The sequence below is a fragment of the Roseibacillus persicicus genome (assembly GCF_014651675.1).
In the GTDB taxonomy this organism is placed as follows: domain Bacteria; phylum Verrucomicrobiota; class Verrucomicrobiia; order Verrucomicrobiales; family Akkermansiaceae; genus Roseibacillus; species Roseibacillus persicicus.
Map to the genome: position 1 here is coordinate 107395 of NZ_BMXI01000013.1, position 19860 is coordinate 127254.

At 58.1% G+C, this 19860-nt stretch carries 13 protein-coding genes; 5 read left to right on the top strand and 8 right to left on the bottom strand.

What is annotated here, in order from left to right; genetic code table 11:
- Positions 1-32 precede the first annotated feature (32 nt).
- Entirely contained in the window at positions 33-1529 is a 1497-nt protein-coding gene (glpK, locus tag IE099_RS15005; protein WP_189571468.1) for a glycerol kinase GlpK, read from the top strand.
- On the top strand, positions 1526-3094 hold the full coding sequence (locus IE099_RS15010; protein WP_189571471.1) for a glycerol-3-phosphate dehydrogenase/oxidase: 1569 nt from the start codon (positions 1526-1528) through the stop codon (positions 3092-3094). The genes glpK and IE099_RS15010 overlap by 4 nt, the downstream gene beginning before the upstream one ends.
- A gap of 6 nt (positions 3095-3100) precedes the next feature.
- Here the strand turns inward: IE099_RS15010 and ald are convergent, their stop codons facing one another.
- The 6 genes from ald to IE099_RS15040 form a co-directional block, all read right to left on the bottom strand.
- Entirely contained in the window at positions 3101-4213 is a 1113-nt protein-coding gene (gene ald / locus IE099_RS15015) for an alanine dehydrogenase (RefSeq protein ID WP_189571474.1), read from the bottom strand.
- A 26-nt stretch (positions 4214-4239) separates the two neighbouring features.
- Positions 4240-5412 (bottom strand): glycine C-acetyltransferase, encoded by a 1173-nt coding sequence (locus IE099_RS15020; RefSeq protein ID WP_189571477.1) that lies wholly within the window; start codon positions 5410-5412, stop codon positions 4240-4242.
- Between the two features lie 137 nt (positions 5413-5549).
- Complete coding sequence (gene tdh / locus IE099_RS15025) at positions 5550-6575, bottom strand: L-threonine 3-dehydrogenase (RefSeq protein WP_189571480.1); 1026 nt, start codon at positions 6573-6575, stop codon at positions 5550-5552.
- A gap of 34 nt (positions 6576-6609) precedes the next feature.
- Positions 6610-7974 (bottom strand): L-serine ammonia-lyase, encoded by a 1365-nt coding sequence (locus IE099_RS15030; protein WP_189571483.1) that lies wholly within the window; start codon positions 7972-7974, stop codon positions 6610-6612.
- A gap of 21 nt (positions 7975-7995) precedes the next feature.
- Positions 7996-8826, bottom strand: a complete 831-nt coding sequence (locus IE099_RS15035) for a PIG-L deacetylase family protein (protein ID WP_189571486.1) — start codon at positions 8824-8826, stop codon at positions 7996-7998.
- Between the two features lie 234 nt (positions 8827-9060).
- On the bottom strand, positions 9061-10461 hold the full coding sequence (locus IE099_RS15040; RefSeq protein ID WP_189571489.1) for an ROK family protein: 1401 nt from the start codon (positions 10459-10461) through the stop codon (positions 9061-9063).
- 141 nt (positions 10462-10602) lie between these two features.
- On the opposite strand from IE099_RS15040, the gene IE099_RS15045 reads away from it, so the two are divergent.
- From IE099_RS15045 to IE099_RS15055, 3 genes are read left to right on the top strand one after another with little or no spacing between them, the layout of a single operon-like run.
- The gene (locus tag IE099_RS15045; protein WP_189571492.1) at positions 10603-11946 is read left to right on the top strand and encodes an MFS transporter; all 1344 of its coding nucleotides are present in this window, start codon (positions 10603-10605) and stop codon (positions 11944-11946) included.
- A 29-nt stretch (positions 11947-11975) separates the two neighbouring features.
- Entirely contained in the window at positions 11976-13055 is a 1080-nt protein-coding gene (locus IE099_RS15050; RefSeq protein ID WP_189571495.1) for a Gfo/Idh/MocA family protein, read from the top strand.
- 12 nt (positions 13056-13067) lie between these two features.
- Complete coding sequence (locus tag IE099_RS15055) at positions 13068-14396, top strand: 3-keto-disaccharide hydrolase (protein ID WP_189571498.1); 1329 nt, start codon at positions 13068-13070, stop codon at positions 14394-14396.
- Positions 14397-14525: 129 nt separating this feature from the next.
- Here the strand turns inward: IE099_RS15055 and IE099_RS15060 are convergent, their stop codons facing one another.
- Entirely contained in the window at positions 14526-16781 is a 2256-nt protein-coding gene (locus IE099_RS15060) for a DUF1592 domain-containing protein (RefSeq protein ID WP_189571501.1), read from the bottom strand.
- A 125-nt stretch (positions 16782-16906) separates the two neighbouring features.
- Positions 16907-19810 (bottom strand): family 78 glycoside hydrolase catalytic domain, encoded by a 2904-nt coding sequence (locus IE099_RS15065; protein ID WP_189571504.1) that lies wholly within the window; start codon positions 19808-19810, stop codon positions 16907-16909.
- Positions 19811-19860 lie beyond the last annotated feature (50 nt).

Consider the following 19860-nt stretch of genomic DNA (forward strand, 5'->3'; position numbering starts at 1 on the left):
AACTCTCCCCTGCCCTAACCTAATAGAAAGCCATGAAAAAAGAACAATTCATCCTCGCCCTCGATCAGGGCACAACCAGCTCGCGGGCCCTCGTGGTCAATCACGCGGGCGAAGTTGTTGCCGTCAGTCAGTTGGAGTTCCGTCAAATCTATCCCAAGCCGGGATGGGTGGAGCACGATCCGATGGAGATCTGGTCCACCCAGTCCGCCACCGAAGCCCAAGCGCTCGGGAAGGCCGATCTGCGGCACAAGGACTTTGCCGCCATCGGCATCACCAACCAGCGGGAGACTACCGTGGTGTGGGACAAGAAGACCAGCAAGCCCATCTACAATGCCATCGTGTGGCAGGACAGGCGCACGGCCAATTATTGCGCGAAGCTGAAGGATCAGGGCTTGGAGCAGAAGTTCCGCGACAAGACCGGCCTTCTGTTAGACCCTTACTTTTCAGGAACGAAGCTGCGCTGGATTCTCGAAAATGTGGAAGGCGCACGCGAGAAGGCTGAGGCAGGCGACCTGCTGTTCGGCACCGTCGACAGCTGGTTGGTCTGGAAGTTGACCGATGGCGAAGTGCACATCACCGATGCCACCAATGCCTCCCGGACTTTGCTCTACAATATTCATGAGCAAAAGTGGGACGAAGAAATTCTGGAGATCCTCGACATCCCGAAAGCGATGCTTCCGGAAGTGAAAGGAAGCAGCGAGGTCTATGGACACTCCACCAAGGGCGTGCCGATTGCCGGAATCGCGGGCGACCAGCATGCGGCCTTGTTCGGGCAGGCGTGCTTCGAGCGCGGGATGGCGAAGAACACTTATGGCACCGGTTGCTTCTTGCTCATGAACACTGGGGAAAAGGCGATCCGTTCCGAGAACAACCTTCTAACGACCATCGCCTGGCGCATTGGTGACAAGACGGAATACGCGCTCGAGGGCTCGGTCTTCATGGGCGGTGCGGTGGTGCAATGGCTGCGCGACGAAATGCAGTTGGTGAACTCTGCCGAAGAATGTAGCGAACTCGCTTCCCAAGTGCCTGATGCCGGGGGAATGTATCTGGTGCCGGCCTTTGCTGGTTTAGGTGCACCGCATTGGGACCCCTATGCGCGCGGCGCCTGCGTGGGGATGACCCGTGGTACCAACCGCAAACATTATTGTCGGGCGGCGCTGGAGTCCATCGCTTTCCAGAGCGCGGACCTCGCGGAGTGCATGACCAAGGATAGCGGAATTGAGATGAAGGAATTGCGCGTCGATGGCGGAGCCTCGCGCAGCGTTCCCTTGATGCAGTTCCAGTCCGACCTCCTGGGGGTCGACGTGGTGCGGCCGGAGAATGTGGAAACCACCGCGATGGGTGCGGCCTATCTGGCCGGACTCGCAGTGGGCTTTTGGGAAAGCAAAGAAGATATCAAGTCCCGTCAAGCTGAGGGCGCTCGCTTCCAGACCGAGCGCTCCAAGGACGAGATGGGCAAGCTGACCGACGGCTGGAAAAGAGCGGTCGAGCGGGCCAAGAACTGGGAAATCAACGACGAAGAATCATGAAACGAGAAGAATCACTCAAACACATTAAGGCGGCCAAAGAGCCCTACGATTTTTGCATCATTGGCGGAGGAGCGACGGGGCTGGGTGCTGCCGTCGATGCCGCCTCGCGCGGGCATTCCGTAGTGCTGTTAGAGCAGGCCGACTTTGCCAAAGGCACCTCCTCTCGTTCCACCAAGCTCGTCCACGGCGGCGTGCGTTACCTGCAGCAGGGAAATGTTTCGCTGGTGCTGGAAGCGCTCCGGGAGCGTGGGCGTCTCACAAAGAACGCGCCGCACCTCGTACACGATTTGTCCTTCGTGATTCCCAACTACAGTTGGTGGGAGGGACCATTCTACGGCATCGGCATGAAGGTCTATGACCACTTGGCTGGGAAGTTGGGCCTGGGACCCAGTCGTTGGCTTTCCAAGAATGAAACTGTCGAACGCATCCCCACCGTGGAGACTGAGAGTCTAACAGGTGGCGTAATGTATCACGATGGCCAGTTTGATGATTCCCGTCTGGCAGTCAATCTGGCGCAGACGGCCGCTGGCCTGGGGGCTCACATCGTCAACTATGCCAAGTGCACGGGCTTGACCAAGAGCGATGATTTGGTTTCCGGAGTGGAAGCAATCGACCTGGAGTCAGGCGAGGAGCTGGCAATCAACGCCCGCTGCGTCATCAATGCTACGGGCATCTTTGTCGATGAGCTTCGCGCGAAGGATGACCAGTCGACGAAGCCCATGGTGACCGTGAGTCAGGGGATTCACATCGTTTTGCCCAAAGAGTTTCTTCCCGGTAATTCTGCGATCATGATTCCCAAGACCGCGGACGGCCGCGTTCTGTTCGCGGTGCCATGGCATGACTGTGTGGTGGTGGGAACGACTGACACTCCGCTGTCTGACAAGGCGCTGGAGCCAAGAGCCCTGCAGGAAGAAGTGGACTTTGTGATGGAGCATGCCGCGCAGTATCTCACCAAGGATCCGACCCCGGAAGATGTGCTCAGTATCTTTGCGGGCTTGCGCCCCTTGGTGAGTGAAGGAGATGACTCCGACACCGCCGCGATTTCCCGCGACCACACCATCATCGTGAGCAACAGTGGATTGCTGACGGTGACAGGAGGAAAGTGGACGACCTATCGCAAGATGGCCGAGGACGTAATCGACCAGGCCGAGATGGTGGCCGGCGTGGATCAGAAACGGTGTGAGACCGAGTCGCTTCAGATTCAGGGTTGGACTCGTAAGGAAATCCCTGAGGAAAACCTTCGTCCCTACGGAGCGGATGCGCAGGCGATTCGAGCGCTCAACGAGGCCACCCAGATCCATCCCAAGCTGACTCTCACCGTCGCCGAGGTGCGTTGGCATGTGCGGGAAGAGATGGCGCGCACGGTAGAAGATGTTCTGGCCCGTCGTTGTCGTGGACTGCTCCTCAATGCTCGCGCAAGCATCGAAGCCGCCCCCGAGGTCGCGCGTATCATCGCCGAAGAGGCGGGTCACGACGAGGCCTGGATCAGCAAGCAAGTTGAAGAGTTTACTCAACTAGCGAAAGGATACGTCTTCGGCGACCCCGCCAGCGTCGCTTCGGCCTAAGGCTTTTTAACCCTCCAGCACGAGGTTGGGGTCCGTGAACTCGAGTTCATGGGCCTCGGCCACGGGCTTGGAGGTGAGCTTGCCTTGGAAGGTGGAGAGACCGCTTCGCAAAGGTGCGTTCTCGCGAAGCGCATCCTCGATCCCGCGGTCGGCGAGGAGAGTGAGGTAGCCTTGGGTCACGTTGTTGAGGGCTTGCGTTGCGGTTCGCGCGTAGGCCCCGGGCATGTTGGCCACGCAGTAATGCAGCACGTCCTCTTCGAAAAAGGTCGGATCATCGTGAGTGGTTGGGCGGGTGGTTTCGGCGCAACCTCCTTGGTCGACCGCGATGTCAACGAGGACCGAACCCGGTTGCAAGAGTTGCAGCATCTCGCGGGTGATGAGCTTGGGAGCAGCGGCCCCTGGAACCAATACCGCGCCAATCACGAGGTCGGTGCGGGGAAGAATCTCGGCGAGGTTGGCTTCGGAAGAATAGAGGGTTTGCGCGCCACTCATGGTGACATCGAGAAAGCGCATGCGGTCGAAGTCGACCTCCAGAATCGTCACGTCCGCTCCGATGCCATTGGCCACACGGGCGGCATTCATTCCGGCGGTGCCACCTCCGATGACGGTCACCCGACCGGGGGGAACCCCAGGGATGCCGCCTAACAGAATGCCTCGTCCACCCCGATGCTTGGCCAAATGATAGGATCCTACCATCGCTGACATCCGGCCGGCGATTTCCGACATGGGTTCCAGCAGCGGCAGGTGACGGTCCACGGAGACCGTCTCATAGGCGATAGAGGTGCAGCCACTGGTCATAAGGCCTTCGGTCAACTCTTTGGACGCCGCGAGGTGCAGGTAGGTGAAAAGGGTATGGCTCTCGTTGAGTAGAGCGATCTCGGAGGCCTGGGGCTCCTTGACTTTGACGATGATGGTCGCGGCATCGAAAACAGATGCGGCATCGGGCAAAAGAGTGGCGCCAGCTGCGCGGTAGTCTTCATCCTGATAGGAGGAGCCGATTCCCGCTCCTTCCTGAACAAAGACTTCGTGCCCTCGTTTGGTCAGGGTCTTGACCGTGGAAGGAATGACCGAGACCCGGTGCTCCTGGGACTTGATTTCAGTGGGAATGCCGATTTTCATTTGTGTGCTTTTCTAACAGAAAGTGTCTAACGTGCTTCTTTGAAGGCCGCGATGGCTTTGTCCAGGTCATCGCGGGTGTGGGCCGCTGAGATCTGGGTGCGGATGCGGGCCTTGCCCTTGGGAACAACAGGGAAGCTGAAAGCGATGACGTAGAGGCCGAGGGTGAGTAGTTTGTCCGCCAGTTCCTTCGCCTTCACCGCATCATAGAGCATGACGGGAACGATGGGCGTGTCGCCGGGCAAGAGGTCGAATCCGGCTTCGGTCATTTGCTCGCGGAAGTAGTTGGTGTTTTCCCAAAGCTGCTTGCGCAAAGCGGGACCTTCTTCCTCTAACAAGTCGAGGACCGCGATGCTGGCGGCGACGATGGGAGGAGCGATGCTGTTGGAAAAAAGGTAGGGGCGCGAGCGCTGGCGGAGGAGATCAATGATGGGTTGGGAGGCGCAGACGAAGCCACCACTCGCACCGCCCAAGGCCTTGCCCAGAGTGCCGGTGATGATGTCGATGCGCCCCATGACGTCATGATGCTCGTGGGTGCCGCGTCCGGTCTCGCCCATGAAGCCGGTGGCGTGGCACTCGTCCATCATCACCATCGCGCCATACTTGTCGGCGAGGTCGCAGAGCTCGGGCAATTTGGCGGAGCAGCCGTCCATGGAAAAGACGCCGTCGGTGGCGATGAGGATGTTCCTCGCACCCGCTTCCTGAGCCGCCTTCAGCTGGGCCTCGAGGTCGGACATGTTGGAGGTCTCGTAGCGATAGCGCTTGGCCTTGCAGAGTCGGATGCCGTCGATGATGGAGGCGTGATTGAGGGAGTCGGAAACGACCGCGTCCTCGGGCCCCAGGATGGTTTCGAAGAGTCCTCCGTTGGCGTCGAAGCAGCTCGAGTAGAGAATGCAATCGTCGGTGCCGAGGAATTTGGCGAGTCGGCTTTCCAGTTCCTGGTGGATGGATTGCGTGCCGCAGATGAAGCGGACGGAAGCGAGGCCGAATCCCCAGTCGTCCAAGGCCTTGTGAGCGGCGGCGACGACCTCGGGATGATTGGCGAGGCCGAGGTAATTGTTGGCGCACAGGTTGATCACCTCGCCAGCGTCAGGGACGGCGATGTGATTGGACTGGGGCGTGGTGATGGTGCGCTCGGACTTATAGAGACCGGCGGATTCGATTTCGGAGAGTTGTTCTTTGATTTGGCTGGTGAGAGACATGACGGGGCTTTGGGACGGTGTGGACAGAATGAACGGAATTCTTTTTTTGGACGAATAGTTTGGGTGTTTTTTTTTGGCAGGATAAACAGGATTCTTTGGTTTGGATTGTTGATTCTGTTTTTTGCTTCGTCGTGCTGTTAGGCCCAGTTGAGGAGGACTTTGCCGCAGCTTCCTTCGTTCATGAGCTCGAAGCCCTTTTCGAATTCCTGATAGGGAAAGCTGTGGGTGATGATGGGATCGAGGTTGAGGCCGGACTGGAGCATGGTGGTCATTTGGTACCAGGTCTCATACATCTCGCGGCCGTAGATGCCCTTGATGTGCAGTCCGTTAAAAACCACTTTGTTCCAGTCGATAGCAACATCGTTTTCGGGAATTCCCAAGAGCGCGATTTTGCCACCGTGGGACATGTTGTTGATGAGGTCGTTGAAAGCGGTCTTGTTGCCCGACATTTCCAACCCGACATCGAAGCCTTCGGTCATGCCGAGCTGCTTTTGCACGTTTTCGACCTTTTCGCGAGTGACATTGACGGTGCGGGTGGCCCCCATCTCGGTGGCGAGGTCGAGGCGTTGGTCGTTGAGGTCGGTGATGACCACGTGACGGGCCCCGGCATGAACGGCAATGGCGGCGGCCATGCAGCCAATCGGGCCGGCTCCGGTGATGAGAACGTCTTCACCTAACAGGGGAAAGGAAAGGGCGGTGTGGGTGGCGTTGCCGAAGGGGTCAAAGATGGAGGCGATGTCGCGCGAGATGCCTGCCGCATGCTTCCAGACATTGGTAGCGGGCAGGGCGATGAACTCTGCAAAGGCGCCGGGGTGGTTCACCCCGACACCCGCCGTGTCCTTGCAAAGATGCCGGCGTCCAGCCAAGCAGTTGCGGCAGCGTCCGCAGATGAGGTGACCTTCGCCGGAAACGAGGTCGCCTTCCTTGAGGTAGTCCACGCGTTCGCCAATGGCGACGATCTCGCCTACGAATTCGTGGCCGACCACAAGCGGGACCGGTATGGTCTTTTGTGCCCAGGCGTCCCAGTTGTAGATGTGGAGATCCGTGCCGCAGATCCCGGTGCGGTCGACCTTGATGAGGACATCGCGGTCGCCGATGGTTGGTTCCGGCACGTCGGTGAGGGTGAGGCCGGGTGCGGCGGTGGCTTTGACTAGAGCTTTCATGGTGGTTTGATTAAAAAGAACTGGGCTATTGATTCTAACACTCGGTGTAATTCACGGCCAAGCCGCCCCGGGAAGTCTCCTTGTATTTGGCCATCATGTCGTGTCCGGTCTGCAGCATGGTGGCGATGACTTTATCGAGGGAGATGTGGTGGTTCTCGGTTGAACACAGGGCGAGGCGGGCGGCATTGATCGCCTTCACTGACGCCATCGCGTTGCGCTCGATGCAGGGAATTTGCACCAGCCCGCCGATGGGATCACAAGTCAGACCCAGGTTGTGTTCCATCCCGATTTCGGCCGCGTTTTCGACTTGGGCAGGGGTGCCTCCGAGGAAGGCGGCGAGGGCTCCGGCGGCCATGGAGCAGGCGACCCCGACTTCGCCCTGACAGCCCACGTCGGCACCGGAGAGCGAGGCGTTGGTTTTGTAGAGATTGGCAATGGCCGCTGCTGTTAGAAGAAAAACGTGCACGGGATGATCGTGAGGGGAAGACTTGAATCGGATGGCATACTGCAAGACTGCAGGAATGATGCCAGCCGCCCCATTCGTGGGGGCGGTGACGATGCGCCCGCCTCCCGCATTCTCCTCATTCACCGCCAGGGCAAAGAGGTTGACCCAGTCGAGCACTTGGAGCGGATCGTGGGGTTCGGTGCTGGCTTCCAGTCGGGCAAAAAGGGCGGGAGCACGACGTTTGACCTTGAGTCCGCCCGGGAGGGTTCCGGTTGATTCGCAGCCCATGCGAATGCTCTCCTGCATGGCTTGCCAGACTTGGTCGAGATAGTGGCGTGTCTCCGCCTCCTCGCGAAAGCTGGCCTCGTTGGCGAGGGTCAGCTGCGCAATGGAGAGCTCGTGCTGCGCGCACAGATCCAAGAGTTCAGCCGCATTGCGATAGGGGTAGGGGATGGCGGTCTTCTCGCTCTGATGCTGGCCTTTGAGCTGTTCTTCAGAAGCGATGAAGCCCCCGCCCAAGGAATAGGTTACGGATTCGTGAACAGGCAGATCGTCTTGGTCGAGCAGGACAAAGTGCATTCCGTTGGGATGCAAAGGGAGGCTTTTCCCCCGATGAAAGACCAAATCCGAACGCGGATCGAAGTGCACTCTTTTCCCCGAGGGTAAAGTGACGCGTTGGCTTTCCTCCACGGCTGCCAGGAGGGTGGGGATTTCCGCCACGGGCACGTCGACCGGCGTGTGCCCCAGAAAGCCGAGGACGATGGCCTGGTCGGTATGGTGCCCGCGTCCAGTGGCCGCGAGGGAGCCAAATAACTCGCACCGGAGGCGAGCGCCTTCGTGCTCCCCGGGCAGGCTCTCGACGAAATCACGGGCAGCCTTCATCGGTCCCACCGTGTGGGAGGAAGATGGGCCAATGCCGATGGTGAAGAAGTTGAGAACGCTTTCGGGGTGCACGGTATTGTTCGGAACTGACGGTCAAAGATAGGGCGAGAGCCCGGACTGGACCTCATCCTTGAACTCATTGATGAGGTTGAGGGTGAAGTCGATCGGCGAGAGGTTAGGATCCTCTAACAGGGGCATGAGGTCGAGGCCGAAGATGAGCTGGGTCGCATCGTCCGTGGCGTGTGGATTGGAGAAGGTGGCGTTGGCAGTGCGACGACCGATGATGGCGTGGTGGTAGTTCTTGCCGCCTGCGATTTGCGAAAGGAAGAGGTTGTTCAGCTCCGCCGCCAATTCAGGGCGGGCGGAAACGTTCATCGCCACTTTCCGATCATCGGGCACCCAGTCCAGGTCGCGCCAGACCTCACAACCAATCCAAGTCTGTGGCTGTTGATCCTTGGGCAAAGAACGCAGCGCCTTCAAGGTCGCCGCGAAGACGGCCAAGTGGCTGGGATGCTTGTCGGCGGGGCTGTGGGTGTAGAGAGTGTGGGGTGTGGTGGCGCTGAAGATGTCGGCGAGCTCTTTGCCGAGCTGGGCCTGGCCCTCGGTGCTTTTCACCATGCTGGAGGGATGGCGCAATTGATACTGGGCTGCATACTGTCCCAAGCGGGCGGCCTCGTCTTGCTCCTGATGGCGGACTTCCTTCATCTGCTCGTCAGTGTGACCGGCGAAGGGACCGGTCCGGGCTGAACCTCCGCCGTCGGTGCAGGTCACTCCGCTGAACCAATTACTAGGATTCTCGTAGCAGGCGAGAATGCCATGAAAGGCCATGAACTCCAGGTCGTCCTGGTGGGCTCCGATCGCCAGGTGTGTGGTCCGGGAAAGAGCTTCGGGGAGGGGTTGGTTGTCAGGAATATACGGTGTCATTCGATGAAGAGTATTCGATAGTGTTGAAAAGAATTCTTGGAATTCTCGACCGGACTGTGTGGAGCGCGAATGAGGAGGAACAGAACTTAGATCGGAGTCCGAATTGTATTTTTTGTGTAATCAATGCGGACGATGCTGTTAGATTGGGTTCTGGAGAGCCGGGTTTCGCGGTCTGTGATGGGCAAGTCTTTCAAGGTTCGTTTTTCATTCACGATGACGGTTCCGCTTCTCGACCTATACGAGAGCGGGCAGCGAAGCCGCAGCAATTGCCTGGCCATGTCTCTTGTTAGTTTCGTCCGGGGTGTGGAGTTTGATAGACTCGGCCAATTCGGGGTAATAGGCATGGAGAACCTCCCGGGCGGTTTCGAGAAGGATCTCGCCTCCGTCGCCTGAGGTCACGCGGCCTAACAGGAGCACATGTTTGAGCGGATAGAAGCGGGCGTAGAGAGGCAGGCAATGGCCGAGGTAGTTGCCGATGGTTTCAAAGATTCGGGCTGCGCCCGTGTGACCTTCTAGCAGAGCCATTTGAACCTCAACGAGTTGTTCGGGGAACGGCATGTTGCCGAAGTCGAATCCGGCAGCAGGGGCGAGGCGGGCCACTGCTTGTTGGGAAAAGCACTGCACTCCGCATCCAACGTCTCCCGACCACTCGTCGGCGGGAGCATCGGGTCGCATGTCCACGGGGCAAAAGGCGAGTTCGTTGAGCCATGAGGTGATGCGGCCATTGGGGTCGCAGTACCCGGCTGCAAGAGAGGTGCCCATGGCGATACCAAGGATGCTATGGGTTTTCAACGAGAGAGCCGCCGCCAGCGCGGTGACCTCGCCATCGTTGATGACGTCGAAGGGGACATCATTCCATTCCTTGGCCAAGTCTTTGAAAATATTTCGAACCTGACCCTCGAAAACATCAGCATCAGTCACTCCCCGGAAGAGTGAGGCCGCGCGGACTTCGTTATTGATGTAGACCCCGGCTGCGGAGCCTCCGATGGCATCGACGTGGGGCAAGTGTTCGGCGGCGGATTGGAGCGACTGTCGGATCCCTTCGAGGTGATAGTTCGGATCCGATTGAAAGTAGGGGTCCCAAGGCACTTCCTCGGAGAAGACCACTTTGCCATCGATGACGGCAGCTGTCTTGCGGTCCGATCCGCCGAGATCGAAGCCGATGCGACACCCCTGCAGGTGTCCTCCCAAGGTCGTGGTCTTGTCCAGGGCCGGGGGGAGCGTCGCTGCGGAATCGTGGTGCTCCACGGTGAGATCTTCGCGGAAAATCTTTTGTCCGATGAAGCCAAAGTCGAACACCCGGGCTCCGGTGGCGCTGTAGGTTGCTCGCAAATAGTCGGCCAGGCGCCGGGGGCCGCAGAAGTGGATTCGCGAGCCGCCTTGCATCCAGAGTAGAAACTTGAGGGTGCGCTCTATGTAGCGTTCATTGAGCTCCGAGAATTCTCCCCCGTCAGGTAGCAACCGCATGGAGTGATGGAAGCAGGTGCCGTCTGGTCGAGCGAGGGCCAGAATAGTCCGGGTGGATTCCGGATTTTGCGAAGCTTGTTCGTCGTAGTGTTGGAAGAAGAGAGAAGCAGGTTGAAAACCAGGGTCGAGTGTCTCGCTGGTTTTCAGTTTGAGTTCGGCACTCGTCATGCCTCGATTCTAGACTGCAGACAGTCTAAAGTGCAAACAATAATACAAGTTTACCATAAAAGACTTTTCATTTTAGATCTCTTATTTAGATCTTGTTGAGAAGCGATTGTCCAACTCGCGTAGAATAGCCTACACAACTCTATGACCAATACCCAGACGACCAGCGGGGCGACAGTGAAGCTGTCGGTGATGATGTTTCTCCAGTTCTTTGTCTGGGGGTCGTGGTTCGTCACCCTTTTCCTTGTTCTGGGTAAAGTGAATCTAGGCAGCATCATTGCGGACTCCTACAGTACGGCCCCGATTGCCGCGATCATCGCTCCCTTGTTTCTCGGTCTCGTTGCCGACCGGTTCTTTTCCTCTGAAAAGGTGATGGCGGTCTTGATGCTCATTGGGGGAGCTTTGATGCTGGCCGTCCCCGGTGCGATTGCCAGTGGCAACGGCACGCTCGTCTTCTGGCTCTTTATGGGCCACATGCTTTGTTATATGCCTACCTTGGGCTTGGGAAATACCATTGCCTTCTCGAACGTTCCACGGGATGTGTTTCCCAAGGTTCGGGTCTGGGGCACCATCGGTTGGATCGCCGCCGGTCTCGTCGCCGGGTTCCTCGGTTGGTCGGATAGCGTGAACTTGTTCCGCATGGCCGGATGGGCGGCAGTGATTTTGGGAGGCTTCTGTTTCCTCCTGCCGAATACCCCGCCGCCGAGCGCAGGCCAGCCAGTGAATATGCGGGCTCTTCTCATGCTGGATGCCTTCGCTCTACTCAAGCGTCCTCCCTTTTTGGTCTTCATCGTTTGTTCGACCCTCATCTGCATTCCTTTAGCTTATTACTATTCCAATGCTTCCGCCTTCCTCGGCAACATGGGCTTCGAGCAAGCCGCTTCCGCGATGTCCATTGGGCAAATGTCGGAGATTATCTTCATGCTCTTGATCCCGTTCTTCTTCCGCAAATTGGGGGTGAAGAATATGATTCTCATCGGGATGGGAGCTTGGGTTCTCCGCTATCTTCTCTTCGCCTTTGGCGCGCCGGATCAGGTGGCCTGGATGCTCTTCCTGGGAATTGCGCTCCACGGAATTTGCTACGACTTCTTTTTCGTCACCGGCTTCATGTTTACCGATCGGGAAGCGCCCAAAGCGGTTCGCGGCCAAGCCCAGAGCATGTTGGTGTTCTTCACCCAAGGGGTGGGGATGTTGATTGGTTTTCGGGTTGCGGGGGCGAAGCTCGGTCCCGTGGCTGAGTCGACTGGGGACTTGAGCACCGCGATCGCCGCTGGACGAAGCGGGGGAGACCTGACCTTCGCCCAGCAACTTTCGCAGATGTTCTCGGTGAGCATGCCGGAAAGCGTTTCTCCGGACCTTTTGGGAAAGACCTCTGATTTGTGGAAAGCCTATTGGATGTTCCCAGCCTTGATGGCGGCTGCCATCGGAGTGCTCTTTTTCGCGACCTTCTGGGACAAGTCCAAGGGGGAAGAGAAGGCCGATTCCTAGACGGAGCGAATTCCTGAATTCTTTAAGTAATGAGTGACAAAAAATTGCGAGTATTGTGTGCCGGAGCAGGTCACATGGGGGCGTCCCATGCGCGGGCCTATGCGGCTTTGGATGGATTTGAGATTTGTGGAGTGGTGACTCGCTCCGAGGGTTCGCGTGCGAAGCTGATGGAGGAATTGGGTGGCGATATCCCCGGCTTCAATGACTTTCACGAGGCCTTGGCCGCGACCAAGCCGGACGCGGTTTCCATCTCCACCTACCCTGATACTCACGCCGAATACGCGGTGGCCGCTATGGAAGCCGGGGCCGATATTTTTGTGGAAAAGCCTCTCGCCGAAACAGTCGCCGAAGCCGAGAAGATCGTCGCCAAGGCCCTCGAACTCGGCCGCAAGGTGGTCATCGGTTACATCCTTCGCGTTCACCCCAGTTGGGTGAAGTTCATCGAGATGTCGCACTCCCTCGGCAAGCCCCTGGTGATGCGCATGAACCTCAATCAGCAGTCCAGCGGTGAAAACTGGGAGACGCACAAGAATCTCATGGCCTCCATTCCGCCGGTGGTGGATTGCGGCGTTCACTACGTGGATGTGATGTGCCAGATGACGCGCTCGAAGCCGATTCGGGTCAGTGGAATCGGCGCTCGCCTGAGCGACGAATTACCGGAAGGCATGGTCAACTACGGGCAGCTGCAAGTGACTTTCGAAGACGGATCCGTCGGTTGGTATGAGGCTGGCTGGGGCCCGATGATGAGCGAGATGGCTTTCTTTGTGAAAGACGTCGTCGGCCCCAAGGGCTGCGTCACCATCGAGGCCAAGGACGCCGGTGCGGGGGGAGCCTCCGACAACGTCGATGCCCACACCAAGACCGAATCCCTCCGCCTCCACCACAGCGAGCTCGGCCCCGATGGCAAGTTCGCGAAAGCCGACGAGTGGATCGATACCGAGGACGAGCCGGACCACGACGAGCTTTGCAAACGTGAGCAGGAATACTTCCTGAAGGCCATTCAAGAGGACCTCGACCTCAGCGACCACATGAACGATGCCCTCAACTCCATGCGTATCGTCGCGGCGGCTCACGAGAGCTTTTTAACGGGCAAGATGATCGAGCTCTAATATTTTCTAACAATGAAACGACTTACGGGATTTCTAGTAATTGGCCTCGCCGGCATGGCGTGGGGGGATTGGCTGAACCTCAGCGGAGGCGAGGACCTCACCGGTTGGAAGACCGGGGAAGGCGCAACCGAAGTAGCGGGTTACGTCCTCGAAGACGGCGTCATCAGCTCGAAGCCGGGCTGCTCCAATTTGGTGAGCGCCAAGGAGTATGAAGACTACATTCTGGAGTTCGAGTTCAAGCTCACTCCTGGTGCCAACAATGGGCTCGGGATCCACTACCCGGGACAGGGCGATGCCGCTTACAAAGGGATGGAGATTCAGATTCTGGACAACACCGCCGAGAAGTATCAGGGCAAGCTGAAGGACTATCAGTGGCACGGCTCGCTCTACACTTTGCAAGCGGCCAAGAAGGGTTTTCTCAAACCGGTGGGGGAGTGGAACTTCGAGCGCGTCACGGTGCGTGGTCCCCGCGTTTCGGTCGAGTTGAACGGCGTGACCATCCTCGATGCCAATCTCGATGAGCTGAATGAAAGTCATCCCAAGCACGAAGGCGCCAAGCGTCGCAAGGGGCACATCGCCTTCTGTGGTCACGGCGACGTCGTGAGCTGGCGCAAAGTGCGCATCACCGAAGTGCCTTTTGGGAAAGATGCCGAGGAGGCCCACTATTTGCCTACGGGTGAAAAAGATGAGCGTTTTGCTGAGATGGGTTACGAAAGTCTCCTGGCGGCGGGCGACCTTTCGCAGTGGAAAATGGATGCCGGTCAGGAAGGCCACTGGGTAGCCAAGGATGGCTGGAAGATTACCTACGATGGAAAGAGCGAAGCCAAGGACAAGAACCTATGGGGAACGAAAGATTACACCGACTTCGAGCTCGTGTGTGACTGGCGCTTTGCCGACAAAGGCCCCACCAAAGCCCAACCCATCGTGCTGCCAAACGGCCTCGATATGCGGGGAGCTAAGGACGAGGTCATGCGGGCGGAAGTGGAGGAACTCGACAGCGGAATCTACCTTCGTGGGAGTGCTCAGACCCAAGTCAACATGTGGAACTGGACCATTGGTTCGGGCGAGGTCTACGGGGTGCGCAACTCGGCCGTCGGACTTCCCTACAAAGCTGCCGTCACTCCCCGGGTGAAGGCGGACAATCCTTCTGGTGAATGGAATCGCTTCGTCATCCGCATGGTGGGCGAGGAGCTCACTGTCTATCTCAATGGCAAGTGCGTCCTCTTCGAGGCGACCCTTCCTCCCGTGAAAAAGTCCGGCCCCATCGCCCTGCAACATCACGGAGCCGCCATGGAGTTCGGCAACCTGTGGGTGAAAGAGCTCAAGGGAGCTGACGAATAGAGTCTCTCTGTCCTTTTCAAATTCATCGCCCTATCGACGGTTCCCACGAATCGTTGATAGGGCGAAATCGTTTTTAGGACCCTCCTTTTTGTCGAGCTGTAGGACCTTCGATAGGCTGCACACCTCAAGCTAGTTCTGAGGCGCTGGCCGGGCGCTGAGTTTCGCGATGTGGATGATGAGTTTCTGGATGTTGAACTCGTTCTGCACGAACTGGTGGTGCAGCTCGTCCATGGTCTCCGGACCATAGGCGGCGACGGGTTGTTGGACAAGGTGGTGAAAGAGATGCTGGATAAAGGCGCGATGGGCATCGGAGCTTTCGATGGCGATTCGGGCCAAGTCCTGCGGGCCGCCAATGGGGATTTCCTGATCGTCGGGGGTGGGGTAGACGCTCTTTGTGTCGATGGGTTTGTTATTTTCCTTTTCGCGAAAGCGACCCACGGCATCAAATTGTTCCAGGCTGAATCCGACCGGGTTGATGATCTCGTGGCAGGACATGCAGGAGGCGTCTTTGGTGAGCTGGGTCACCTTTTCCCGCATCGTGAGGGTGGGATCGAAGTCGGCATCCTTGAACTCGATCGCCTCCGGGGGTGGCTTGAGATAGCGACCGAGAACATTGCGGCCCAGATAGACCCCACGGTGGATGGGCGAGGTCTGCTTGTTGTAGGAAAAGGCTGCGAGAAGATAGGGATGGGTGAAGACTCCCGCTCTCTTCTTGTCCGGAGCCGGAAGGCGCTCGAAGTGAGCGGGCCTGTTCGGGCTCCCGTAGAACTCGGCAAGGCGACTATTGAGATAGAGATCCGGCGTGGTGAAAAGCTGGCGGTAGTCCGAGCTCTGCGACCAAATGACTTCATTGAGAAAGAGGTCCAGCGAGACCCGCAAGTCGGCGATGAGTTCTTCGTCAAAGCCTGGGAACATCTCCGAGTCCTTGCGCAAATCTTCCCGTTCGGAGAGCGCGAGCCAGTGGTGGAAAAAGCGTCCCACCTTCTGTCTGGCGCGCGGATCCTGCAGCATGCGGCTGGCTTGCTTCTGTAGTTGCCAGTCTTCCTTTAACTCATCCTTTTCCGCCGCTTTCCAGAGTTGGTTGTCGGGGACGGAATCCCAGAGCGCGAGCGCGAGACGACGGGCGACCTGATAGCTGTCCTCCCGAGCCCCGAGTTCGGGATAGAGAAAATAGGGCGAAGAAAGGGTCAGCAGGAGAGAGCGGCGCAGGGCCTCCTCGGGATCGTACTGGGCGAAAAATTGGTCCACGTAGCGCTCCTGCTGTTCCGGCGACAAGGGGCGCGCAAAAGCCCGCTTGGCGAAGGTGCGGCAAAAGGCGGCGAGCTTCTCCGCGCGTTCGGGCTGCTTGGGTTTTGATTTGGTCAGGCTGTCCAAATAAGGTTCTAACAAGGCGATGGTCTCCATGGCGGAGTTCGCGGTGGCGTCCTGCCAAGCCTTGGAAACCGACGAGCCCCGTTCGTAGCCCAGCGAGGCATCATCAGCGGGAAAGGAGGTGGTCACGATGGCTATGGTGGGGGCATTCTCGGGCCAGAGATGCCTCGTCGGAATGGCTTCCCAGGTTCCGTGCGGTGGTTTCCACTCTACGACCAAGGAAGAGACTTTTTCCTGAAAGCTGAGGTAGTCGACCTTGATGGATACCGGGTAGCCGCCGAGCAGTTCGGCCTCGCCCGTAAGCACGCGCATTTCGTTGCCGGAGGAAACCCAGCCATCGATCAGGGTTCCTTCTTCGCGCCAGATTTCGTTGAGGAAAAGGCGGGCTCCGTTCGGGGTCTTGAGCCGAAATTGATAGCGGCCACTTTCGGGTGGCATCAGGCTGCCGAGCCAGGTGATCTCGAATTCTTCGGGATTGAGGTTCTCGATGGGTTCGTTGGTCGCGAGGTCGAAGGCCGCTTGTTCTTCGACCCGCTCGAGGATTTTTTCCTTCTTTCGATTGTCTTTGCCTTCGCGGAAGGAGTGATAGACCGCCTTCAATCCGCGACTGCCGGGATCCGTGCGACGCCAATTGAAAGAGGCCACGACGTCAGCGATGGCATTGCGATGCTGATGCTGGGTGAGACGGAGGAGCGATTTACGAACAGGCTTGAGACGCTCTTGGGCCGCGGGCGAATAGAAGGCCCCGTGAATATATTCCGCCACCGCGAGAGCATCTTCGTCGACCACGAGGTCCTCCTCGTCCTCGGGCATGGTGCGGTGAATATACTTGGCGAGGGAGGCGATGGATCGCTTGCCCACCAGCGCTTCATCGTATTCTTCGTCCACCCCCTCGCCCTGTTCGCCGTGGCAGGAGACGCAATGCTTCTGATAGATGGCGAGGCCGTCCGGCTTGCCATCTTGGGAAAACAGACCTGCGCTCAGGAGGATAAGAAGTGAGAGAGTGCGTAACACAAGGGCTGTTTACGCAGCGGGAGAGGCCACCTTTTCAGGAGGTGGCTTTTAGTAACTCATCTGCAGGAGGGTGAGCCCATCCGCCGGGGCGCAGAGGGCTGCGACTCAGGGTTTGGCCGCAGCCTTTATTTCACCAGAAAGGTGTGGGTGCCCGCAGTGACTTCCAATGTTTTCTTCGGCAGCGTGATGGTGGCGGTGGTGTTGGGTGGAATCACGGTGGTCATCTCGATACCAGCGTCCGTCTTCTTCCATGAGTTGCTCGCAGTGCCATAGCGTGTTTCGAGGGTGGCCGAGGCCTGGGTGAGGGGATGGCCCTCGAAGGCTGGCTGAATCAGGATGTGCTTATAGCCGGGGTTGGCGGGATCGGGGGCGAGGCCCGCGAGGCGTTCGTATAGAAATTCGCCCACGGCCCCATAGGCATAATGGTTGAAGGAATTCATCGCGGCATCGCCAAAGCCATCGGCCTTGGTGTAGCTGTTCCATCGTTCCCAAATGGTGGTGGCACCCTGGTCGATGGAGTAGAACCAACTGGGGTATTCGCTGGTGAAGAGGACCTTGCTGGCAGTCTCGAGTTCGCCGACCTTGTCGAGGGTTTGGCAGAGAAGGGCCGTTCCGATGAAGCCGGTGTTGAGCCTGTTGCCATCCGCCTCGATGCGCGCAACGAGATGCTCGGTTGCCATCGTGGCAAGATCCGCAGGAAGGAGGTCAAAGGCGAGAGGCATGACATAGGCGGTCTGCGTTTCGACCGGCAAGGTGGTCTTTCCCTCCTTGTCAAAGTATGTGCTGGCGACGGCGGCCGCGATTCCTTGCGCAAGCTCGCGGTAGCGTTTTTCGTCCTCAGATTTGTTCAGGATGCGGGCACAGTCGGCTGCGATTTGGCAACCGCGTGCGAAAAAGCAGGAGCCGAGAAAGTCGCGAGGGGTCTCGCCGTAGCGTGTTTCGGGCTGTCCGGTGGCGGGGTTCTCGGGGCCCGCCAGCTTCTCGGTTCCATGATAGAGGATGGGTTGGAGCCAGTCGCCGAACCCCTCATCCCGTTGAATGAGGTTGCCCTTCAGGTCGCTTTCGTATTTGGAGAGCCGGAGTTTGATCGCTTCGTAATTGTCGGAGAGAATCTTGCGATCACCCGTACGGAGATAGACCTGCCAGGGGATGAGGTAGATGGCATCCCCCCAGCCGGGAGCGTTTCCCCAGTTCTTGTATTTGCCAGGTGGAATGATGTTGGGGACCATCCCGTCGGGATGTTGGTCGATGCGCATGGACTCCATCCAACTGGTGAAGAAGGCGTGGGTATCGAAGTTGTAGAGGGCCACCGGCGAGAAGGCCTGGGCATCACCGGTCCAGCCCAGACGCTCGTCGCGTTGGGGGCAGTCGGTGGGGATGTCGAGGAAGTTGCCACGCTGGCTCCACTCGATATTCGATTGCAGCTTGTTCAACCTCTCATGGGATGAGGTGAAGCTGCCGGTCTGTTGGAAATCGGAATGGAGAACAAGTCCGCGTATCCAATCCAGCTGGGGTTCATGCTCCGCGTCGTAGCCTTCGATCTGCGCATACTGGAAGCCGAAGAAGGTGAGCGAAGGGCGATACTCAATGACGCCGTCCTTCGCCGGGAGATAGGTCGCCAGCGAACGGGCCTTGCGATAGTTTTCGCGATAGAGCGAACCATCGGCATTCAGCATCTCCGCTACCGTGATGGTGACCAGTTGATTCCTTTTGACGGGAATCTTGATCGCGAAGGTGCCGACGATGTTTTGGTTGAGATTGTAAATCACGCTGCCATCCTTGCGTTGGTCGAGGTTGACGGGGTCGACCTCTTTGGTGATTTTTACTGTTTGAAAGGCTTTGGGACGGAGCAGGGGCTTTTCTTCCACATCCTTGGTCTCCACCGGGCGAAAGCTCTCGGGGGTGATTCGACGATGGGCGTCGTAGTCCTCGCCATTGTAGATATCAGCCATCACGATGGGGCTCGCGGTGGAGACTTGCCAGCTTTCGTCAGTCACGATCTTGACCTCGCCATCGCACTCGAGTTGGGCAAGTAACTCGGGCACTTCGCCCCAATAGCTGTCCAGAATAGTACCCGCATACCAGCCCTTGGCGACCTTCACCCGGAGCTCGTTCTCTCCCGCTCGTAAAAGAGAGCCGACATCATAGGTCAGTGTTTCAATCTTTTCGTGATAGTTGGTCCAGCCTGGTGTCATGAAGTCATCCCCGACCTTTTGGCCGTTCAGACTGGCCTCGAAGATTCCGCGTGAGGTCAGGTAGAGACGCGCATTCTCGGGGGCGTTCTCGAGGGTGAAAGTTCTCTGGAAGGTTGGCACCGGCTGGGTGCTTTCGGCGGGAAAGTCAACGGACTCGCCATCTTTCACGGTGGTGGTTTGCTCGTGGCCAGCTTTGCGATAGGTCACGACAAAGGTCTTTTCGACATGGGGCACGAGGTCGCCGGGAGGAAAGACTGCGGGATTACCGACTTGGATTGTAAGCGGTTCGCTGCTGGTGGCCAGAAAGGCGGTCAGCTTTTCGGTGAGGTCGACCCGCAAACCGCCTTCCTTGGGATCGCCATAGGTAGCGCTGACAATGTGATAGATTTTTTCGAGGGTGGGAGCTGCCCCCTGATTGATCCACTTTCCTTTCCAATTCTCGTTGGAGAGAAGTCCCAGCTCGAGTTTGGTCCATTCGCTCCAAGGGGATTCGCTTTGTTCCTGGTCCCAATAGCGCACCCGCCAACGAAGCTGATCGCGGGATTGTAGCGCAGGGCCCTGATAGGGGACATAGACCGACTGCGAGGAGAGAACTTTGCCCGAGTCCCAGACTTCCTGAGTTCGGGGATTGGTCGCCAGAATTTGGTAAGCCGTCTGGCGGGCACCCGGGCGGTCGTCCTGCATTTTCCAAGAAAAGGAAGGAACGGCATCGTGAAATCCGAGAGGAGCTTCCCGACCTTCGTTGACCGAAAGTTGAGCGGGTGCCAGAGGAGCTGCCTGCGCGGAAAGAGTGAGTGAAAAGGTGGAAAAAAGACAGAATAGGGCGGCTTTCATGAAACGTTCTCTATGGAGTCTGCAAAGGGAAGGTTTTCAGGCAGACTTGG

Excerpts from the sequence above, each read along its gene's own strand:
- ald (WP_189571474.1), bottom strand. The coding sequence starts at position 4,213 with ATGAAAATCGGCATTCCCACTGAAATCAAGTCCCAGGAGCACCGGGTC.
- IE099_RS15010 (WP_189571471.1), top strand. The coding sequence starts at position 1,526 with ATGAAACGAGAAGAATCACTCAAACACATTAAGGCGGCCAAAGAGCCC.
- IE099_RS15065 (WP_189571504.1), bottom strand. The coding sequence starts at position 19,810 with ATGAAAGCCGCCCTATTCTGTCTTTTTTCCACCTTTTCACTCACTCTT.
- IE099_RS15055 (WP_189571498.1), top strand. The coding sequence starts at position 13,068 with ATGAAACGACTTACGGGATTTCTAGTAATTGGCCTCGCCGGCATGGCG.
- IE099_RS15040 (WP_189571489.1), bottom strand. The coding sequence starts at position 10,461 with ATGACGAGTGCCGAACTCAAACTGAAAACCAGCGAGACACTCGACCCT.
- tdh (WP_189571480.1), bottom strand. The coding sequence starts at position 6,575 with ATGAAAGCTCTAGTCAAAGCCACCGCCGCACCCGGCCTCACCCTCACC.
- glpK (WP_189571468.1), top strand. The coding sequence starts at position 33 with ATGAAAAAAGAACAATTCATCCTCGCCCTCGATCAGGGCACAACCAGC.
- IE099_RS15020 (WP_189571477.1), bottom strand. The coding sequence starts at position 5,412 with ATGTCTCTCACCAGCCAAATCAAAGAACAACTCTCCGAAATCGAATCC.
- IE099_RS15035 (WP_189571486.1), bottom strand. The coding sequence starts at position 8,826 with ATGACACCGTATATTCCTGACAACCAACCCCTCCCCGAAGCTCTTTCC.
- IE099_RS15050 (WP_189571495.1), top strand. The coding sequence starts at position 11,976 with ATGAGTGACAAAAAATTGCGAGTATTGTGTGCCGGAGCAGGTCACATG.
- IE099_RS15045 (WP_189571492.1), top strand. The coding sequence starts at position 10,603 with ATGACCAATACCCAGACGACCAGCGGGGCGACAGTGAAGCTGTCGGTG.